The sequence below is a fragment of the Cedecea sp. B1(4) genome (genome assembly GCF_059414925.1).
The window spans coordinates 1-19,465 of the sequence record NZ_JCAHMZ010000012.1; the positions used below are offsets into that span (position 1 = coordinate 1).

Consider the following 19,465-nt stretch of genomic DNA (forward strand, 5'->3'; position numbering starts at 1 on the left):
AGGGAACTGCCAGGCATCAAATAAAACAAAAAACCTCAGCCTGATGGCTGGGGTTTTTTGTTTATGTGGTATCAGGACATTCCCTGCACGAGCATGGGCATGCGACAAACGTGTCGGGAAGACGTTTGAACGCCGCGAGCGGTGGCCCCCGGAAGGGCGAGTATCAGGATGATACGCGTATTGTAGAAACTGCCAAGCATCACATTAGCATTAACCCCGACCGAAAGGCCGGGGTTTTTTGCTTTTTGTATCCTTCATATTTTTATCTTTCTACGACAGAGTTATTCACTGAGTTCCTGTCTTCAATCCAGCGTAAGCATCTGCTCTTTGCTATCACTCTTAAATGAAACATTTTCACCTTTTCGCTTCTGGCTCGACATTGAACCATAAAATCGGTATCGTCAGGTGTCTGGATGTCTAAACGTTTAAACGTATGCTTTGAGGATATAAGGTTATGCCGATTCGGGTGCAGGACGAGCTACCAGCCGTCAATTTCCTGCGTGAAGAAAACGTCTTTGTGATGACGACATCACGCGCCAGCAATCAGGAAATACGTCCGTTAAAGGTACTGATCCTGAATCTGATGCCGAAGAAAATTGAGACGGAAAACCAATTCCTGCGGCTGCTCTCCAACTCTCCACTGCAGGTGGATATCCAGCTGCTGCGCATCGACAGCCGTGAGTCTCGCCATACGCCTGGCGAGCACCTCAATAACTTTTACTGTAATTTTGATGACATTAAACACGACAACTATGACGGATTGATCGTCACCGGCGCTCCGCTTGGACTGGTTGAATTTAATGATGTGGCTTACTGGCCGCAGATCCAGCAGGTGCTGGAATGGGCCAAAGATCATGTCACCTCGACGCTGTTTGTCTGCTGGGCCGTCCAGGCCGCGCTGAATATTTTATACGGCATTCCAAAGCAAACTCGAGATGAAAAACTTTCTGGCGTCTACGAGCACAATGTTACTCAGCCTCATGCTTTACTGACGCGCGGCTTTGATGATTCATTCCTGGCGCCTCATTCTCGTTATGCCGACTTCCCTGCGCAGCTGATCCGGGACTACACCGATCTGGAGATCTTTGCCGAAACAGAACAGGGCGATGCCTACCTGTTTGGCAGCAGGGATAAGCGCATCGCGTTCGTAACCGGTCACCCGGAATATGATGCGCTGACGCTATCCGGCGAGTACTTCCGCGATGTCGATGCGGGGCTTCAGCCAGAGGTGCCGTATAACTACTTCCCAGGAGACGATCCGGCGAAGAAACCTCACGCGACCTGGCGCAGCCATGGCAATCTGCTGTTCACCAACTGGCTGAACTACTACGTCTACCAGATTACGCCATTCGACCTTCGCCACATGAACCCGACGCTCGATTAAGCGTTTCAGCTTCCCATTCCAGGCGCCTTCGGCGCCTTTTTTCTATTCTGAAAATCACTTCCCGCCTTGATTGAACTTTAATCTCATAAATATCAATATGATAAATCAATTTAAAATCAAAAATGGAAATTGTTTTTGATTTTAAAAATTCATCAAGTAGTCTTAATTCTGTTGCATGAAAACTGCACAGCCGTGCGCGATTCACTTTTGGCCGTCTCGACGGGATAAGACGAAGGAGTAACCGAATGACACAACAGACAGTTAGCGAAGAGCTGGCCTTTAGCCAGCCGTTTGGCGAGCAAGAGAAGCAGATCCTCACCCCGGAAGCCGTAGAATTCCTCGGCGAGCTGGTGAGCCGCTTTACTCCACAGCGCAACAAGCTGCTGGCATCTCGCATTGCTGAACAGCAGGCCATCGACGGTGGAAAGCTTCCTGATTTCAATTCGGAAACAGATTCCATTCGTAAAAGTGATTGGCAAATTCGTGGTATTCCGCAGGATCTGCTCGACCGCAGGGTAGAAATTACCGGGCCGGTTGAGCGCAAAATGGTGATCAACGCACTGAATGCTAACGTAAAAGTCTTTATGGCCGACTTCGAAGATTCCCTGGCGCCGAGCTGGAACAAAGTCATTGACGGGCAGATCAACCTGCGCGACGCGATAAACGGCACCATCAGCTGGACAAACGAAGCGGGAAAAATCTATCAGCTGAAGCCAGACCCGGCGGTACTGGTTTGCCGCGTGCGCGGCCTGCATCTGCCTGAAAAACACGTGACCTGGCGCGGGGAAGCGATCCCTGGCAGCCTGTTCGACTTCGGGCTCTATTTCTTCCACAACGTGGATGCCCTTCTGGCTAAAGGCAGCGGCCCTTATTTCTATCTGCCCAAAACCCAGTCATGGCAGGAAGCGGCCTGGTGGAGCGAAGTATTCAGCTTCACGGAAGATCGCTTCGATCTGCCACGCGGCACCATTAAAGCGACTTTATTGATAGAAACGCTGCCAGCGGTATTCCAGATGGATGAGATCCTGCACGCCCTGAAAGATCACATCGTGGGCCTGAACTGTGGTCGCTGGGACTACATCTTCAGCTACATCAAAACCCTGAAAAATCACCCGGATCGCGTCCTGCCGGACAGGCAGTCCGTGACGATGGATAAACCTTTCCTGAACGCTTACTCGCGGCTGCTGATCAAGACCTGTCATCGTCGCGGTGCATTTGCAATGGGCGGCATGGCGGCCTTTATCCCGAGTAAAGACAGCGCTCGCAATGAATGGGTACTGAACAAAGTCAAAGCGGACAAAGAGATGGAGGCCAACAACGGCCATGATGGTACCTGGATTGCGCATCCGGGCCTTGCGGACACGGTTGTTGAGGTGTTTGGCAAAGCGCTGGGTGAACGCCAGAACCAACTGGACATCAGCCGCAGCGAAGATGCCCCCATCACCGCGGCGCAGTTGCTTGAGCCTTGCCCTGGCGAGCGTACCGAAGAAGGTATGCGCGCCAACATCCGCGTTGCGGTGCAGTACATCGAGGCGTGGATCTCCGGCAACGGCTGCGTACCGATTTACGGGCTGATGGAGGATGCCGCGACCGCTGAAATTTCCCGTACTTCCATCTGGCAATGGATCCATCACCAAAAGACGCTAAGCAACGGCCAGACCGTGACGAAAGCGCTGTTCCGCCAGATGCTTGCCGAAGAGATGTTGGTGATTCAGGACGAGCTGGGCGACCAGCGTTTTAGCCAGGGACGCTTCGATGAAGCTGCGCGGCTGATGGAACAAATTACCACCTCAGAAGAGTTAATCGACTTCCTGACGCTGCCGGGCTACCGCCTGCTTGCCTGAACCTAAACCTATAAAAATGGAGCATCTGAAATGAAAACCTCTCGTAGCCAACAGATTCAACAAGTACAACAAGAATGGACACAGCCGCGTTGGGAAGGCATTAAGCGTACCTATAGCGCAGAAGACGTCGTGAAACTGCGCGGTTCGCTGACCCCGGAATGTACTCTGGCGCAGCACGGGGCGGCTAAACTCTGGCGCCTGCTGCACGGCGAGTCAAAAAAAGGCTACGTAAACAGTCTGGGGGCGTTAACCGGTGGCCAGGCTTTACAGCAGGCGAAAGCGGGTATCGAAGCTATTTACCTTTCAGGCTGGCAAGTTGCGGCGGACGCTAACCTGGCGTCCAGCATGTACCCGGATCAGTCGCTCTACCCGGCGAACTCTGTCCCTGCGGTTGTTGATCGGATCAACAACAGCTTCCAGCGTGCGGATCAGATCCAGTGGGCATCCAATATTGAACCGGGCGATCCACGCCACATTGACTACTTCCTGCCCATCGTTGCCGATGCAGAAGCCGGTTTTGGCGGCGTGCTGAACGCCTTCGAACTGATGAAGTCGATGATTCAGGCGGGTGCCGCTGCGGTGCACTTTGAAGACCAACTGGCTTCCGTGAAGAAATGTGGCCACATGGGCGGCAAAGTCCTGGTCCCAACTCAGGAAGCTATCCAGAAGCTGACTGCCGCTCGTCTGGCGGCTGACGTGATGGGGGTTCCAACATTGCTGATCGCTCGTACCGATGCTGACGCGGCAGATCTGATCACCTCCGACTGCGACGAATACGACCGTGAATTCATCACCGGTGAGCGCACGCAGGAAGGTTTCTACCGTACACGCGCTGGCATTGAACAGGCTATCAGTCGCGGCCTGGCCTACGCGCCTTATGCCGACCTGGTCTGGTGTGAAACCTCTAAACCCGACCTGGAACAGGCCCGCCGTTTCGCGGAAGCCATCCATGCACGCTTCCCAGGTAAACTGCTGGCCTATAACTGTTCGCCGTCGTTTAACTGGAAGAAAAACCTCGATGACAAAACCATCGCGTCCTTCCAGCAAGAATTGTCGGACATGGGTTACAAATACCAGTTCATCACCCTGGCGGGGATCCACAGCATGTGGTTCAACATGTTCGATCTGGCGCACTCTTATGCGCAGGGGGAGGGAATGCGCCACTATGTTGAGAAGGTACAGCAGCCTGAATTTGCCGCCGCTTCTGAAGGCTACACCTTCGTTTCTCACCAGCAGGAAGTGGGCACCGGCTACTTTGACCGCGTAACCACTATCATCCAGGGCGGCGCTTCTTCCGTCACGGCGCTGACAGGTTCGACTGAAGAAGAGCAGTTCTGAACAAACTTTATTTTCCCCCTCTCCTTTGGGAGAGGGCCGGGGTGAGGGGAGAAATAAATGTCACACAGGCTGGAGCTGTTAATTGCCCACACCATCCTGCAGGGGTTCGACGCGCAATACGGTCGATTTCTGGAGGTCACCGCGGGTGCCCAGCAGCGCTTTGAACAGGCCGACTGGCACGCCGTTCAGCAGGCGATGAAAAGCCGCATCAACCTGTACGATCACCACGTAGGTCTCGTCGTAGAACAGCTTCGCTGCATTACCGGCGGGCAGAACACCGACGCGGCCTTTTTACTGCGCGTGAAAGAGCAATACACCCGGCTACTGCCGGATTACCCGCGTTTTGAAATTGCCGAAAGCTTTTTTAATTCTGTCTATTGTCGGCTCTTCGACCACCGCTCGCTTACTCCCGAGCGGCTTTTTATCTTCAGCTCCCAGGCAGGTAAACAGCTTCGGCCGCTGCCTCGACCACTGGCAAAAACTTTTTTCCCGGAGCAAGGCTGGACGACGTTGCTCACGACCTTGCTCTCCGATCTCCCGCTGCGCCTGCCCTGGCAGGATATTACACGGGATGTGGGTTTTATCCTCGCCCATCTGCATGAAACCTTGGGCGCAGAAACATTGCGGACGGCCACGCTGGAAGTGGCTAATGAACTGTTTTACCGCAATAAAGCCGCCTGGCTGGTTGGCAAACTGGTTCTGCCGGGAGGAAAAATTCCCTTTTTATTGCCGATCCATCGCACCGATGATGGCCGGTTAATGGTAGACACCTGCCTGACCAGCTCCCCCGAAGCCAGTATCGTTTTCGGTTTTGCGCGTTCCTATTTCATGGTTTATGCCCCTTTCCCCGCCGCGCTCGTCGAGTGGCTACGCGAGATTTTACCGGGAAAAACCACCGCCGAACTGTACATGGCGATTGGCTGCCAGAAGCACGGCAAAACCGAAAGCTATCGCGAATATCTGACCTACATTCACAGCACGGCCGAGCAGTTTATTGAGGCACCCGGCATACGCGGCATGGTGATGCTGGTGTTCACGCTGCCGGGCTTCGATCGCGTGTTTAAAGTGATAAAAGACAAATTCGCGCCGCAAAAAGAAGTCACCGCCGAAAGGGTCCGTGCCTGTTACCAACTGGTAAAAGAGCACGACCGCGTGGGGCGCATGGCGGATACGCAGGAGTTTGAAAACTTCGTGCTGGATAAGCGGCAGATAAGTGCCGATCTCATGTCGCTGCTGCTTGAAGAAGTGCCTGAAAAACTGACCGATCTTGGCGACCGCATTGCCATCAGCCATCTCTACATTGAGCGGCGAATGGTGCCGCTTAACCTGTGGCTGGAGCAGGTAGAAGGCCAGCAGTTAAGGGATGCGGTGGAAGAGTACGGCAATGCCATTCGTCAACTGGCGGCAGCCAATATCTTCCCGGGCGACATGCTGTTTAAAAACTTTGGCGTGACGCGTCACGGGCGGGTGGTGTTCTACGATTACGATGAAATTTGCTACATGACCGAGGTGAATTTCCGGGATATTCCGCCACCGCGTTACCCGGAAGATGAACTCTCTTCGGAGCCGTGGTACAGCATCTCGCCGGGAGATGTTTTCCCGGAAGAGTTCCGGCACTATCTTTGTGCAGACAAACGCATTCGCCCGCTATTCGATGAAATGCACGCCGACCTGTTCCGCGCTGAATTTTGGCGCGCTTTGCAAACTCGCATCCGCGGCGGCTATGTAGAAGATGTTTATGCTTATCGCCGCCGCCAGCGCTTCAGTCAGCGATTTGGGGAAGTGAAGCGAGCGGGCTAGCGCCCGCCGCCGTAAGCCAGAGTAATGTCCTTCGCGGCTTTGATCACCAGCGCACCCAGCTCCGTCACGCGGTCATCGGTGATGCGTGAAATCGGGCCAGAAATAGAGATCGCCGCGAATGCCTCATGGTGCTCATCGTAGATGCACGAAGCCACGCAGCGCAGCCCCAGGGCATGCTCTTCATCGTCAAATGAATAACCGCGCTTGCGGGTTTGCGCTAAATCTTCTTTTAAATGCAGCGGCGAAGTCAGCGTGGCTGGCGTGTAGCTGTGCAGACCTTTGCGGTGCAGCAGGCCCGTCAGTTCGTCGTCATTTAGCTGAGCCAGAAACGCCTTGCCCGCGCCGGATGCGTGCATCGGCAGCTTGCCGCCAATAGGTGCTGACATACGCATCAGCTGCGTGCACTGAACCTGGTCGATAATAACTGCCTGGTGATCGCTCTTGTCGAGTACCGCGAGGTTAACGGTTTCACCGGAGGCTTCCATCAGTTTGCGCAGAATAGGGTGCACAATGGCCAGCAGATTGCGGCTTTGTAGGAAGCTGCTGCCGACGACAAATGCGTGCGCGCCAATCGTCCAGTGGCCAAGATCGCCCACCTGATGCACAAAGCCTAACTGCTGCATCGTGGTGAGCAGGCGGTGGGTGGTGGAATTGGGCAAACCAGCCTGCTGAGCAAGCTCGGTGAGCGCCACGCTACCGTCAGATTCGGCAATCCACTCCAGCAGCTTAAGGCCGCGGGTCAGGGACTGCACTTGCCCGGTGGCAGCCGGAGCCGCAGCGGCGGCGGCGCGGGGTTTCTTACCTCGTTTAGCGGGGACTGTAGCAACCATACCGGACTCCTTTTTCGTATCGTGGAAATCATTTTCGTTTTATTTGGCGAATTTGCAACCGCTACTCAGACTGATCGGAGGAGTGATGCTGAACATCTCTCATGTTCCCTATATGCGGCTTTTACGACCCTATAGATTGTGCAAGTATGGGATGGCATATCCGTCAGGCAGGGAAAACAGGTGGGAGTGAGCGTGAGCAACAATGTAGAGAAGCTGAAGCAACAACTGAGTGAGCGCATTCTGGTGCTGGACGGCGGTATGGGGACCATGATCCAAAGCTACCGCCTTGATGAGAGTGATTTCCGCGGCGAGCGTTTTGCCGACTGGCCGTGTGACCTTAAGGGCAACAATGACCTGCTGGTGCTCAGCAAACCGGAAATTATCGCCGCGATTCACTATGCCTACTTTGAAGCTGGTGCCGACATCGTCGAAACCAACACCTTCAACTCCACCACCATTGCAATGGCGGATTACCAAATGGAGTCGCTGTCGGCGGAAATTAACTACGAAGCCGCTAAGCTAGCACGTGCCTGTGCCGACGAATGGACGGCCCGCACGCCGGAAAAACCACGTTACGTCGCCGGTGTGCTTGGCCCGACCAACCGTACGGCATCAATTTCCCCGGACGTGAACGACCCCGCCTTCCGCAACATCACCTTTGATCAACTGGTCGCCGCTTACCGTGAATCGACCAAAGCGCTAGTGGAAGGCGGGGCCGATCTGATCATGATCGAGACGGTCTTCGACACCCTGAATGCCAAAGCTGCCATCTTCGCCGTAAAAGCGGAGTTTGAAGCGCTTGGCGTTGACCTGCCGATCATGATTTCCGGCACCATTACCGATGCGTCAGGCCGTACGCTTTCCGGTCAGACGACGGAAGCTTTCTATAACTCCCTGCGCCACGCCGACGCGCTCTCTTTCGGACTTAACTGCGCGCTGGGGCCGGACGAATTACGACAGTACGTGGCTGAACTGTCACGCATTGCCGAGTGCTACGTGACGGCTCACCCTAATGCTGGTCTGCCAAACGCTTTTGGTGAATACGACCTAGATGCGGACGTAATGGCGCAGCAGATTGGGGAATGGGCGCAGGCTGGATTCCTGAACATTGTCGGCGGCTGTTGCGGGACGACGCCTGCGCATATCGCTGCAATGAGCGCGGTGGTAGCAGGTGTTGCACCGCGTAAGCTCCCCGATCTGCCGGTTGCCTGTCGCCTCGCCGGGCTTGAGCCGCTGAATATCGGTGCGGACAGCCTGTTCGTTAACGTCGGGGAACGCACCAACGTTACCGGCTCGGCAAAGTTTAAGCGTCTGATCAAAGAAGAGAAATACAGCGAAGCGCTGGACGTGGCGCTGCAGCAGGTCGCCAGCGGCGCGCAGATCATCGACATCAACATGGACGAGGGAATGCTCGACGCCGAAGCGGCGATGGTGCGTTTCCTGAACCTGATTGCCGGTGAGCCGGATATCGCCCGGGTGCCAATCATGATCGACTCCTCGAAATGGGATGTGATCGAGAAAGGGCTGAAGTGCATTCAGGGCAAAGGCATCGTTAACTCTATTTCCATGAAAGAAGGCACTGAGCCGTTTATCCATCATGCGAAGCTGGTACGCCGCTACGGTGCGGCGATGGTGGTGATGGCATTCGATGAAGTGGGCCAGGCCGATACGCGAGAGCGTAAAATCGAGATTTGCCGCCGTGCCTATAAAATTCTTACCGAAGAGGTGGGCTTCCCGCCGGAAGACATCATCTTTGACCCGAACATCTTCGCGGTGGCGACCGGCATCGAAGAACACAACAATTACGCCCAGGATTTTATCGGCGCCTGCGAAGATATTAAGCGCGAGCTGCCCCATGCGATGATCTCCGGCGGCGTGTCTAACGTCTCCTTCTCTTTCCGCGGCAACGAGCCGGTGCGCGAGGCCATCCACGCGGTATTCCTTTACTACGCAATTCGCAACGGTATGGACATGGGGATCGTCAACGCCGGGCAACTGGCGATATACGACGATCTTCCGGCTGAACTGCGGGATGCCGTCGAAGACGTCATTCTCAACCGCCGCGACGACGGCACCGAACGTCTGCTGGAACTGGCCGAAAAATATCGCGGCAGCAAAAGCGATGACGGCGCCAATGCTCAACTGGCGGAGTGGCGTAGCTGGGACGTAGTGAAACGTCTCGAATATTCGCTGGTGAAAGGCATCACCGAGTTTATCGAAGCGGATACCGAAGAGGCCCGCCAGCAGTCGACTCGCCCAATAGAAGTGATTGAAGGCCCGCTGATGGCGGGAATGAACGTGGTGGGGGATTTGTTCGGCGAAGGGAAAATGTTCCTGCCGCAGGTGGTGAAATCGGCCCGCGTGATGAAGCAGGCGGTGGCTTACCTTGAGCCGTACATCGAAGCCAGCAAAGAGCAGGGCAGCAGCAACGGTAAAATCGTGCTGGCGACCGTCAAAGGCGACGTCCATGACATCGGCAAGAACATCGTCGGCGTAGTGCTGCAATGTAACAACTACGAGATTATCGATCTTGGCGTGATGGTGCCCGGCGAGAAAATTTTGAAAACCGCCCGTGAAGTCGGGGCCGATATCATTGGCCTGTCCGGGCTTATCACCCCGTCGCTGGACGAAATGGTCAACGTGGCCAAAGAGATGGAGCGGCAGGGCTTTACGCTGCCGCTGCTGATCGGCGGGGCAACCACGTCAAAAGCCCACACGGCGGTGAAAATAGAGCAGAACTACAGCGGGCCAACCGTCTACGTGCAGAACGCCTCGCGCACCGTCGGCGTGGTTTCTGCTCTGCTTTCAGAAACCCAGCGCGATGAATTTGTCGCTCGCACCCGCAAAGAATATGAAGTTGTTCGTACGCAGCACGCGCGTAAAAAACCGCGCACGCCGCCGGTTACGCTGGAAGTTGCGCGGGATAACGATCTGCCTTTCGACTGGGAAAACTACACGCCTCCGGTTCCGCACCGGCTGGGCGTGCAGGAAGTGACCGCCAGCATTGAAACGCTGAGGAACTACATCGACTGGACGCCGTTCTTCATGACCTGGTCGCTGGCCGGAAAATATCCGCGCATTCTGGAAGATGAGGTTGTTGGTGAGGAGGCAAAACGGCTGTTTAAAGACGCTAACGACATGCTGGATATGCTCCACCGGACGAAAACAATGACGCCGCGCGGCGTGGTCGGCCTGTTCCCGGCGAATCGCGTGGGGGACGACGTGGAGATTTATGCCGATGAAATACGCTCTCAGGTTAAAGGCTTCAGCCGCCATCTGCGCCAGCAAACGGAAAAAAACGGCTTCCCGAACTACTGCATTGCCGATTTTGTGGCGCCTAAACACAGCGGTAAAGCCGACTACATCGGTGCTTTTGCGGTCACCGGCGGTATTGAAGAAGACGCGTTGGCGGGCGCTTATGATGCGCAGCACGATGATTACAACAAAATCATGGTGAAAGCGGTTGCCGACCGCCTGGCCGAAGCTTTTGCTGAATATCTGCACGAGCGCGTGCGTAAAGTTTACTGGGGCTACGCGGCCACGGAAAACCTCAGCAACGAGGAACTGATTCGCGAGAATTACCAAGGCATTCGCCCGGCACCGGGCTACCCGGCCTGCCCGGAGCACACGGAAAAAGCGGCCATCTGGGCGCTGCTGGACGTCGAAAACGTGATTGGCATGAAGCTCACCGAGTCTTACGCCATGTGGCCCGGTGCGTCTGTTTCCGGCTGGTACTTCAGCCACCCGGACAGCAAGTATTTCGCCGTCGCGCAAATTCAGCGCGACCAGGTCGAAGATTACGCCCGACGCAAAGGCATGCCGGTCAGCGAGGTTGAACGCTGGCTTGCGCCGAACCTCGGGTACGACGCCGACTAACTCACAAACCTGTTATCTTTCCTTACAACTTACAAGGCGCTCTGGGGGCGCCTTGTCTCTTTATTGAAGTTAAACCCTTATACTGAAGGATGGTGGCTATTTTTGCTTCGGGAACCCTAAAAACGATAAGGAGAACAAGAATCCGTGCTGACGTTGTTACACCTGCTGTCCGCCGTTTCGCTGCTGGTCTGGGGCACGCACATTGTGCGCACCGGTATCATGCGCGTTTACGGTGCCAACCTGCGCAGTGTGCTTAGCCACAGCGTAGAAAAGAAACCGCTCGCCTTCTGCGCCGGGATAGGCGTGACCGCGCTGGTGCAGAGCAGTAATGCTACCACCATGCTGGTGACCTCGTTCGTTGCCCAGGATTTGGTGGCGCTTGCCCCTGCGCTGGTGATTGTGCTGGGGGCTGATGTCGGCACAGCGCTAATGGCGCGTATCCTGACCTTCGATCTTTCGTGGCTTTCGCCGCTGCTGATTTTCATCGGCGTAATCTTTTTCCTCAGCCGCAAGCAGACTCGCGCCGGGCAGCTTGGCCGAGTGGGGATTGGCCTGGGTCTTATTCTGCTGGCGCTCGAGCTGATTGTGGGAGCCGTTACGCCGATTACCCAGGCGAACGGCGTCCAGGTGATCTTTGCTTCCCTGACCGGCGACATCATGCTCGACGCGCTGATTGGCGCGATGTTTGCCATTATCAGCTATTCGAGCCTGGCTGCCGTCTTGTTGACGGCCACGCTGACCTCCACCGGCGTGATCTCGTTTGATGTGGCGCTGTGTCTGGTCATCGGGGCTAACCTCGGCTCCGGCCTGCTGGCAATGATCAATAACAGCGCTGCGAATGCTGCCGCCCGTCGTGTGGCGTTGGGTAGTCTGCTGTTCAAGCTGGTGGGCAGCCTGCTGGTGCTGCCGTTTGTGCATGTCCTGGCCCGGCTGATGCACCACCTGCCGTTGCCGGAGTCTGAACTGGTTATCTACTTCCACGTGTTCTACAACCTGATTCGTTGCCTGGTGATGGTCCCGTTTGCCGAACCAATGGCTCGCTTCTGCCGCCGGGTGATCAGCGAAGCGCCGGAAGTCGACGCCCGAATGAAGCCGAAGCACCTCGATCCTACTGCGCTGGATACTCCCGCGCTGGGGTTATCTAACGCCGCGCGGGAAACCCTGAGAATGGGCGACGTACTGGAGCAGATGCTGGAAACCTGGAGCAAGGTGATGCACGGCGAGCCGCGCCAGGAAAAAGAGCTGCGCAAGCTGGCCGACGACGTGGACGTGCTGTATACCGCCATCAAACTTTACCTTGCGCAGATGCCGAAGGAAGATCTGGCGGAAATGGAGTCGCGCCGCTGGGCGGAAATCATCGAAATGTCGCTGAACCTGGAGCAGGCGGCGGACATCATCGAACGTATGGGCAGCGAAGTGGCGGATAAATCTCTCGCCGCGCGCCGGGCCTTCTCGCCGGACGGCCTGACCGAGCTGGATAACCTGCTCCAGCAGTTGATCAGCAACCTGCAGCTGAGCCTGTCGGTGTTCTTCTCGAGCGACCTGGGCAGTGCCCGCCGGCTGCGCCGGAACAAACACCGCTTCCGCATCATGAACCGCCGCTACTCCCATGCCCACGTTGATCGCCTGCACCAGCAGAACGTGCAGAGCATCGAGACCAGTTCGCTGCACCTCGGGCTGCTGGGGGACATGAAGCGCCTGAACTCGTTGTTCTGTTCCGTTGCCTACAGCGTGCTGGACCAACCGGACGATGACGACGAGCGGGATGAATATTGATCGTCAACCCGGCATCGCTCTATAATTGAATAATGTATGCGCATTACAATGGGGGTTAATATGCGTGTTGAAAGTACAGCCGCTAAAAAATCGGTGAATGTCACGCTAGCGCCGGAGATTCTGGATGAGGCCCGTAAGCTGAAACTAAATATCTCGGCAGTACTGACCGAGGCATTAATCGAGAAATTTCGCGAAAACGCTCGGGCTGAGTGGCTCAAGGATAATCAGGAAAAGATTGCCGCGCTTAATGAGTTTGTTGAGGAGCACGGCTCGTTCAGTGATTTTCAGAGGAGCTTCTGATGGAACAGTTTCACGCCTACGAAAATACTGGCGCAGGGAAGAAAACGTATCCTTATCTCATCAATATGCAGCACCCCATTGCTGATGCCTTAAAGCATGTCCTGGTCATTCCCGTTATTGAACGCGAATTACTGGGTGCCATGCCTCCAGAAAAAATCTGCCCCATCGTGACGATTGAGGGGCAGCCTTGCGTGGCGATGACTCACATGATGGCAGGTATTCCGCTTAAAGAACTCGGTGCTTCAGTCGCGGATTTGACGCATTACAGAGATGAGCTGTGTGGCGCCGTTGATTTTATGATTCAGGGTTACTAACAAGCCCATTTTGCGGTTCGCAACGCCCTGCGGGTAAGGTATAGTCCTGGGTTTTCGGAGGAGCCATGCTGACTAATTCATCTATTCGTCTTAACAAATACATCAGCGAGAGCGGGATCTGCTCACGCCGTGACGCCGATCGCTACATCGAACAGGGCAACGTTTTTATTAACGGCAAACGCGCCAAAATTGGCGATCAGGTTTTTGCCGGCGACAGCGTGAAGGTGAATGGTCAGCTCATCGAACCCCGCAACGAAGAAGACCTGGTGCTTATTGCGCTGAATAAGCCGGTGGGAATTGTAAGCACCACGGAAGACGGCGAGAAAGACAACATCGTGGACTATGTGAACCACAGCAAGCGCGTGTTCCCCATTGGCCGCCTGGACAAAGATTCTCAGGGGCTGATTTTCCTCACCAACCACGGCGACCTGGTGAACAAAATTCTGCGTGCCGGGAACGACCATGAGAAAGAATACGTGGTCACGGTGAACAAGCCGGTTACCGACGAATTTATTCGTGGTATGGGGGCAGGCGTGCCGATTCTGGGCACCGTCACCAAGAAATGCAAAGTTAAAAAAGAAGCGCCGTTTGCGTTTCGCATCACCCTGGTTCAGGGGCTGAACCGCCAGATCCGCCGTATGTGTGAACACTTTGGCTATGAAGTGACGAAGCTGGAGCGTACGCGCATCATGAACGTTAATCTCACTGGGATCCCGCTTGGGGAATGGCGCGACCTGACGGATGATGAACTGATTGAGCTGTTTAAGATGATTGAGGATTCGTCCTCTGAGGCGAAACCGGCTAAAAAAGCGAAGCCAAAAGCGGCCAGCCCGGCGGCGAAAAAACCGTTGGTAAGTGGCCCGAAAAGCTCAGCCAAAACGCCCGCTGAGCTTGCCTCGCGTAAACGCTTTGCTTCTCCAGGCCGGAAGAAAAAGGGCCGCTAAACTAGCGTTTGCCTCGCGTATGGTTGTTGGCTGACCATGAATAAGTCGTCGTCGTATCCGGCTTTAAGGCATTTTGTTTCTTCAACTGGCGAGCTTTCTTAGCCGCCAGCGCTCGTTCCGCCATCAGCTTGTCGATGTACTCTTTTTTTACCTGATTAGTCTCTGAGTTGGTCAACGTACGACCGTGGGCAATGCGGGCGCGATCCAGCAGCGTTTTTAGCTCACGCTGTTCGCTTTCCGTCATGTCTTGCTGTGTCAGTCTGGCTGTAGCCATCGTTGCAATCTCCCGGGAAAGGACTCTCAGTGTAAAACAAACCCACCGCGCCGACGAGACAAAAAAGCCTGCATCAGCAGGCTTTTAGCGATTATTTTTTGCCGTCTGGCTTCGGCGTTATCGCTTTGCCGGACCAATACCCGGCCAGCAGAGAGCCGGACAGATTGTGCCAGACGGAGAACAGCGCGCCAGGCAGCGCTGCGAGCGGCGAGAAGTAAATTTTACCCAACGTGGCCGCAAGACCGGAGTTCTGCATTCCCACTTCGATGGCCAGCGTCCGACAGGTCGACTCGTCGAACCCAAACAGGCGTCCGCCCCAGTAACCGCCGAGCAGGCCAATGGTGTTATGCAGAATCACCGCGACAATCACTACCAGGCCAACGGAAGCGATGTGTGACGCAGAACCTGCCACAACTGCGCTAATGATGGCGAGAATACAAAGCATGGAAAATGCAGGCAGCCAGGGTTCCACGCGCTTCACCAGGCGTGGGAACAGATGATGCACAATCAGGCCAAGGCCAATCGGGATGATGACGATTTGCAGAATACTGACCAGCATGCCCATCACATCGACTTTAATGTCGGCGTCGACATAGAGACGGGTGAGCAGCGGCGTGGCAAATACGCCGACCAGCGTAGAAACAGAAGATATTGTTACGGAGAGCGCAACATCACCTTTGGCCAAGTAAATCATGACGTTGGACGCCGTGCCGCTGGCTACGCTGCCGACCAGCACCATCCCGGCTGACAGGTCGGGCGGCATATGGAACAACATTGCCAGCAGCCACGCCGCCAGCGGCATCACCAGGTAATGCAGAAAAATGCCTGCAGCTACCGGGGCCGGGCGCGACAGCACGCGTTTAAAGTCTTCAAGCCGCAGGTGGACGCCCATGCCAAACATAATGAGCATCAGCAGCGTGCTGACCCACGGGCCAATCGGAATAAAGGTTGAGGGGGTATAATACGCAGCGACGGAGAGCAGCAGCGCCCAAAGCGGGAACAGCCGGGTTAGGGTGGCGATCATAGCGGTGTCCTTGCAGAGTTTGTGTTGTTTTATGGTTATAAAAAAAGCCGGGTGCGAGCCCGGCTTTCTGTATTCATGGCATGGATTGAACGGTTATTCAAACAGGTTGCGGTGCAGTTTCTGCACGACCTGCTCTGCATCGTCGCCAGGCACCAGGAAGCACAGGTTGTAGCTGGAAGCGCCGTAGCAAATCATGCGGATGTTGAACGGATCGAGCACACCGAACACTTCTTTGCCTACGCCACAGGCCTGGGACAGTTTATTGCCGATGATGGCCACCAGCGCCAGGTTCTCTTCGACTTCCACGCGGCACAGCGATGACAGTTCGGTGAGCAGCGCGGTGGTCAGCAGGCTGTCGCCAGTGGAGGTAGAGCCGGTGGTGTCCATGGTCAACGCCACGCTCACTTCGGAGGTGGTGATCAGATCCACGGAAATATTATGGCGAGCCAGAATGCTGAACACTTCCGCCAGGAAACCACGGGAATGGAGCATATGCAGGCTGTGCAGCGTCAGCAGCGTTTGCTTGCGACGTACCGCAAGGGCGCGGAAGAGCGGTGGATTTTCCGTTTTTTTGCATACCAAAGTTCCGCCAGCAGCAGGATCTTTGCTGGAGCCAACGAACACCGGAATGTCGCAGCGCACGGCGGGCAGCAGCGTGGCCGGGTGCAGGACTTTCGCGCCAAAGGTCGCCATTTCAGCGGCTTCTTCAAACGCGATGCGGTCAATGCGTTTTGCCGCAGGTACCATGCGCGGATCGGTGGTATAGATGCCCGGCACGTCGGTCCAGATATCTACGCGCGCGGCATTTAACGCTTCACCAAGCAGCGCGGCGGTATAGTCGCTGCCGCCGCGGCCAAGCGTGGTCGTTCTGCCTTTTTCTTCACTCCCGATAAAGCCCTGAGTGATCACCAGGGATTCCGCGAGGCGCGGCAGCATCTGCTGGCTTGCCAGTTCCGCCAGCGCGGCGATATCCGGTTCGGCACGGCCGAAGCGGTCGTTGGTGCGCATGACTTTACGAATGTCGAACCACTGCGCTTCCACCTGACGTTCACGCAGGATTTCCACAAATAGCAGGGTGGACATTAGTTCGCCGTGGCTGACCAGTTCATCGGTCAGCGCGGTGGAGGTCGCCAGAGAGGCGGCTTCCGCAAGGGTCGTGATGTTTTCAAGCAGGCGGTCGATTTCTTCGCGAATAACGTCCGGATTCGCCAGACGCTCAACGATGTTGTACTGGATTTTGCGGATGGCATCGAGCTTGACGAAGCGCTCGGTCGCTTCGAGGCCTTCAGCCAGAGCAACCAGCAGGTTAGTCACGCCAGCGGAGGCGGAAAGCACCACCACGCGGACGTGGCTATCGGCCAGCACCACATCGGCGCTGCGGTTCATCGCGTCGAAATCGGCGACGCTGGTCCCACCAAATTTGGCGACTACGGTTTGAGACATAACTACCTCGTGTCAGGGGCCATTAACTGGCAATAAAGTATTCAGCCTTGGCACAAGGGAAGAGCGATAAACGGGTGGGCGCAGAGCAAGAGAACTACGATATCACCCAGAAGTGCTCCACCTTGTCTATCCAGCTTTGGAGCCGGATATGAAACGCTCGACTGCGAACGTTTCTGGTGACAACCCAGAGGATTCAGCCCCTGTAGCCGACAATAAGCGTGACCAGCCGCTTTATCATCTCGGCGTTGCTCCCCCTCACGTATCGTCCTTGTCACTGGTTTCTCGGATACGATTTTCTGGGCAACGCGCCTCTTCTGGCCTGCGCACGCGCAGGTAGCGCCTAATAAATAAAGCTTCGGCGAAGGCATGTCAACTGCGGGGTTATGCGGATTTTTCATGTTAAATCGGTAATCAGGAATTTAACTTATAAGAGGGTATTTTTGCCGCTTTTTAGGGGGTTACGGGAAACCCTCGGTTAATGGCATAAAATCAATCACAATTTTTGCCTGCAGGCGCTACAATCGACCGAAGTCACAATTCTCAAATCAGAAGAGTATTGCTATGAAAAACATCAACCCGAAGCAGACCTCTGCCTGGCAGGCACTCCAGAAACATTACGATGAGATGAAAGACGTTACGCTTTCCGACCTGTTCGCGAAAGATAACGACCGCTTCAGCAAGTTCTCCGCAACTTTCGATGACCTGATGCTGGTGGACTTCTCCAAAAACCGTATCACTACCGAAACCCTCGAAAAACTGCAGGCGCTGGCGAAAGAAACCGATCTGCAGAGCGCGATCAAATCCATGTTCGCCGGCGAGAAAATCAACCGCACCGAAGACCGCGCCGTGCTGCACGTTGCGCTGCGTAACCGCAGCAACACGCCTATCGTGGTCGATGGCAAAGACGTGATGCCGGAAGTGAACGCGGTGCTTGAGAAGATGAAAGCCTTCTCTGAAAGTATCATCAGCGGGAACTGGAAAGGCTACACCGGCAAAGCCATCACCGACGTGGTTAACATCGGTATCGGCGGCTCTGACCTCGGCCCATTCATGGTTACCGAAGCGCTGCGTCCATACAAAAATCACCTCAACATGCACTTTGTGTCCAACGTTGACGGTACCCACATTGCCGAAGTGCTGAAGAAAGTTAACCCTGAAACCACGCTGTTCCTGGTGGCCTCTAAAACCTTCACCACTCAGGAAACGATGACTAACGCCCACAGCGCGCGTGACTGGTTCCTGCGTGCCGCTGGCGACGAAAAGCACGTGGCAAAACACTTCGCTGCGCTGTCCACCAACGGGAAAGCCGTCGGTGAGTTTGGTATCGACACCGCAAACATGTTCGAATTCTGGGACTGGGTTGGCGGCCGCTACTCTCTGTGGTCCGCGATTGGCCTGTCTATCATTCTGTCCGTGGGCTTCGACAACTTTGTTGAGCTGCTGTCCGGCGCGCACGCGATGGACAAACACTTCTCCACCACGCCTGCCGAGCAAAACCTGCCGGTTCTGCTGGCGCTGATCGGCATCTGGTACAACAATTTCTTCGGTGCTGAAACTGAAGCGATTCTGCCATACGACCAGTACATGCATCGCTTTGCCGCCTACTTCCAGCAGGGCAACATGGAGTCCAACGGTAAGTACGTTGACCGCAACGGCAACGCCGTGGACTACCAGACTGGCCCAATTATCTGGGGCGAGCCGGGTACCAACGGGCAGCACGCGTTCTACCAACTGATTCACCAGGGGACCAAAATGGTGCCTTGCGACTTCATCGCACCGGCTATTAGCCATAACGCGCTGTCGGATCACCATCCAAAACTGCTGTCTAACTTCTTCGCACAGACCGAAGCGCTGGCGTTCGGAAAATCCCGTGAAGTGGTTGAGCAGGAATACCGTGACCAGGGTAAAGATCCGGCCACGCTGGACCACGTTGTGCCGTTCAAAGTGTTCGAAGGCAACCGCCCAACCAACTCCATCCTGCTGCGCGAAATCACCCCGTTCAGCCTGGGTGCGCTGATTGCACTTTACGAACACAAAATCTTCACCCAGGGCGCGATCCTGAACATCTTCACCTTCGACCAGTGGGGTGTGGAGCTGGGCAAACAGCTGGCTAACCGCATTCTGCCGGAACTGGGTGACGACAAACAAATCGCCAGCCACGACAGCTCAACCAACGGCCTGATTAACCGCTATAAAGCATGGCGTGATTAATTAAACCGCGTGATGAAAATATGCCAGCCTCGTGCTGGCATATTTTTTATAAGAGTTATCCCCTTGTCGTCATAATTCTCGACATTGCCACCCTGAGGTTAATCCTA

The 19,465-nt window shown here is 55.3% G+C and carries 14 protein-coding genes and 1 riboswitch; of the genes, 10 read left to right on the forward strand and 4 right to left on the reverse strand.

What is annotated here, in order from left to right:
• Positions 1-454 precede the first annotated feature (454 nt).
• The 4 genes from metA (at position 455) to aceK (ending at position 6,366) form a co-directional block, all read left to right on the forward strand.
• Positions 455-1,384 carry a homoserine O-acetyltransferase MetA gene (gene metA, locus ACR6JA_RS20235; protein ID WP_008455894.1) on the forward strand — a complete coding sequence of 310 codons (930 nt, stop codon included), beginning with the start codon at positions 455-457 and terminating at the stop codon, positions 1,382-1,384.
• 245 nt (positions 1,385-1,629) lie between these two features.
• Positions 1,630-3,228: a malate synthase A gene (gene aceB, locus ACR6JA_RS20240; RefSeq protein ID WP_494494277.1), complete on the forward strand. Its 1,599-nt coding sequence runs from the start codon at positions 1,630-1,632 to the stop codon at positions 3,226-3,228.
• 30 nt (positions 3,229-3,258) lie between these two features.
• Positions 3,259-4,566, forward strand: a complete 1,308-nt coding sequence (aceA, locus tag ACR6JA_RS20245; protein ID WP_213714944.1) for an isocitrate lyase — start codon at positions 3,259-3,261, stop codon at positions 4,564-4,566.
• A gap of 57 nt (positions 4,567-4,623) precedes the next feature.
• Complete coding sequence (gene aceK, locus ACR6JA_RS20250) at positions 4,624-6,366, forward strand: bifunctional isocitrate dehydrogenase kinase/phosphatase (protein ID WP_494494276.1); 1,743 nt, start codon at positions 4,624-4,626, stop codon at positions 6,364-6,366.
• On the opposite strand, the gene iclR is transcribed toward aceK, so the two are convergent.
• Positions 6,363-7,196 carry a glyoxylate bypass operon transcriptional repressor IclR gene (gene iclR / locus ACR6JA_RS20255; protein ID WP_213714940.1) on the reverse strand — a complete coding sequence of 278 codons (834 nt, stop codon included), beginning with the start codon at positions 7,194-7,196 and terminating at the stop codon, positions 6,363-6,365. The genes aceK and iclR overlap by 4 nt on opposite strands.
• Positions 7,197-7,388: 192 nt before the next feature.
• Here iclR and metH point away from each other — a divergent pair, with 192 nt between their 5' ends.
• The 5 genes from metH (at position 7,389) to rluF (ending at position 14,406) form a co-directional block, all read left to right on the forward strand.
• Positions 7,389-11,072 carry a methionine synthase gene (gene metH, locus ACR6JA_RS20260; protein WP_494494275.1) on the forward strand — a complete coding sequence of 1,228 codons (3,684 nt, stop codon included), beginning with the start codon at positions 7,389-7,391 and terminating at the stop codon, positions 11,070-11,072.
• A 144-nt stretch (positions 11,073-11,216) separates the two neighbouring features.
• Complete coding sequence (locus ACR6JA_RS20265; RefSeq protein WP_008455880.1) at positions 11,217-12,848, forward strand: Na/Pi cotransporter family protein; 1,632 nt, start codon at positions 11,217-11,219, stop codon at positions 12,846-12,848.
• A gap of 36 nt (positions 12,849-12,884) precedes the next feature.
• Positions 12,885-13,148, forward strand: a complete 264-nt coding sequence (locus ACR6JA_RS20270) for a type II toxin-antitoxin system CcdA family antitoxin (RefSeq protein ID WP_166993028.1) — start codon at positions 12,885-12,887, stop codon at positions 13,146-13,148.
• Positions 13,148-13,462 carry a CcdB family protein gene (locus tag ACR6JA_RS20275; RefSeq protein ID WP_008455875.1) on the forward strand — a complete coding sequence of 105 codons (315 nt, stop codon included), beginning with the start codon at positions 13,148-13,150 and terminating at the stop codon, positions 13,460-13,462. The genes ACR6JA_RS20270 and ACR6JA_RS20275 overlap by 1 nt, the downstream gene beginning before the upstream one ends.
• A gap of 65 nt (positions 13,463-13,527) precedes the next feature.
• Positions 13,528-14,406, forward strand: coding sequence for a 23S rRNA pseudouridine(2604) synthase RluF (gene rluF / locus ACR6JA_RS20280; RefSeq protein WP_494494274.1), 879 nt, complete (start codon positions 13,528-13,530; stop codon positions 14,404-14,406).
• 1 nt (position 14,407) lies between these two features.
• On the opposite strand, the gene ACR6JA_RS20285 is transcribed toward rluF, so the two are convergent.
• The 3 genes from ACR6JA_RS20285 to lysC all read right to left on the reverse strand — a co-directional run bounded on the left by ACR6JA_RS20285 (position 14,408) and on the right by lysC (position 17,147).
• Entirely contained in the window at positions 14,408-14,680 is a 273-nt protein-coding gene (locus ACR6JA_RS20285) for a YjbD family protein (RefSeq protein ID WP_008455871.1), read from the reverse strand.
• Between the two features lie 91 nt (positions 14,681-14,771).
• Positions 14,772-15,704, reverse strand: a complete 933-nt coding sequence (gene panS, locus ACR6JA_RS20290; protein WP_008455869.1) for a ketopantoate/pantoate/pantothenate transporter PanS — start codon at positions 15,702-15,704, stop codon at positions 14,772-14,774.
• A 93-nt stretch (positions 15,705-15,797) separates the two neighbouring features.
• Complete coding sequence (gene lysC, locus ACR6JA_RS20295) at positions 15,798-17,147, reverse strand: lysine-sensitive aspartokinase 3 (RefSeq protein ID WP_008455866.1); 1,350 nt, start codon at positions 17,145-17,147, stop codon at positions 15,798-15,800.
• Between the two features lie 102 nt (positions 17,148-17,249).
• Positions 17,250-17,469: riboswitch (Lysine riboswitch) on the reverse strand.
• 239 nt (positions 17,470-17,708) lie between these two features.
• On the opposite strand from lysC, the gene pgi reads away from it, so the two are divergent.
• The gene (gene pgi / locus ACR6JA_RS20300; RefSeq protein ID WP_008455864.1) at positions 17,709-19,358 is read left to right on the forward strand and encodes a glucose-6-phosphate isomerase; all 1,650 of its coding nucleotides are present in this window, start codon (positions 17,709-17,711) and stop codon (positions 19,356-19,358) included.
• The last annotated feature ends 107 nt before the right edge of the window (positions 19,359-19,465 follow it).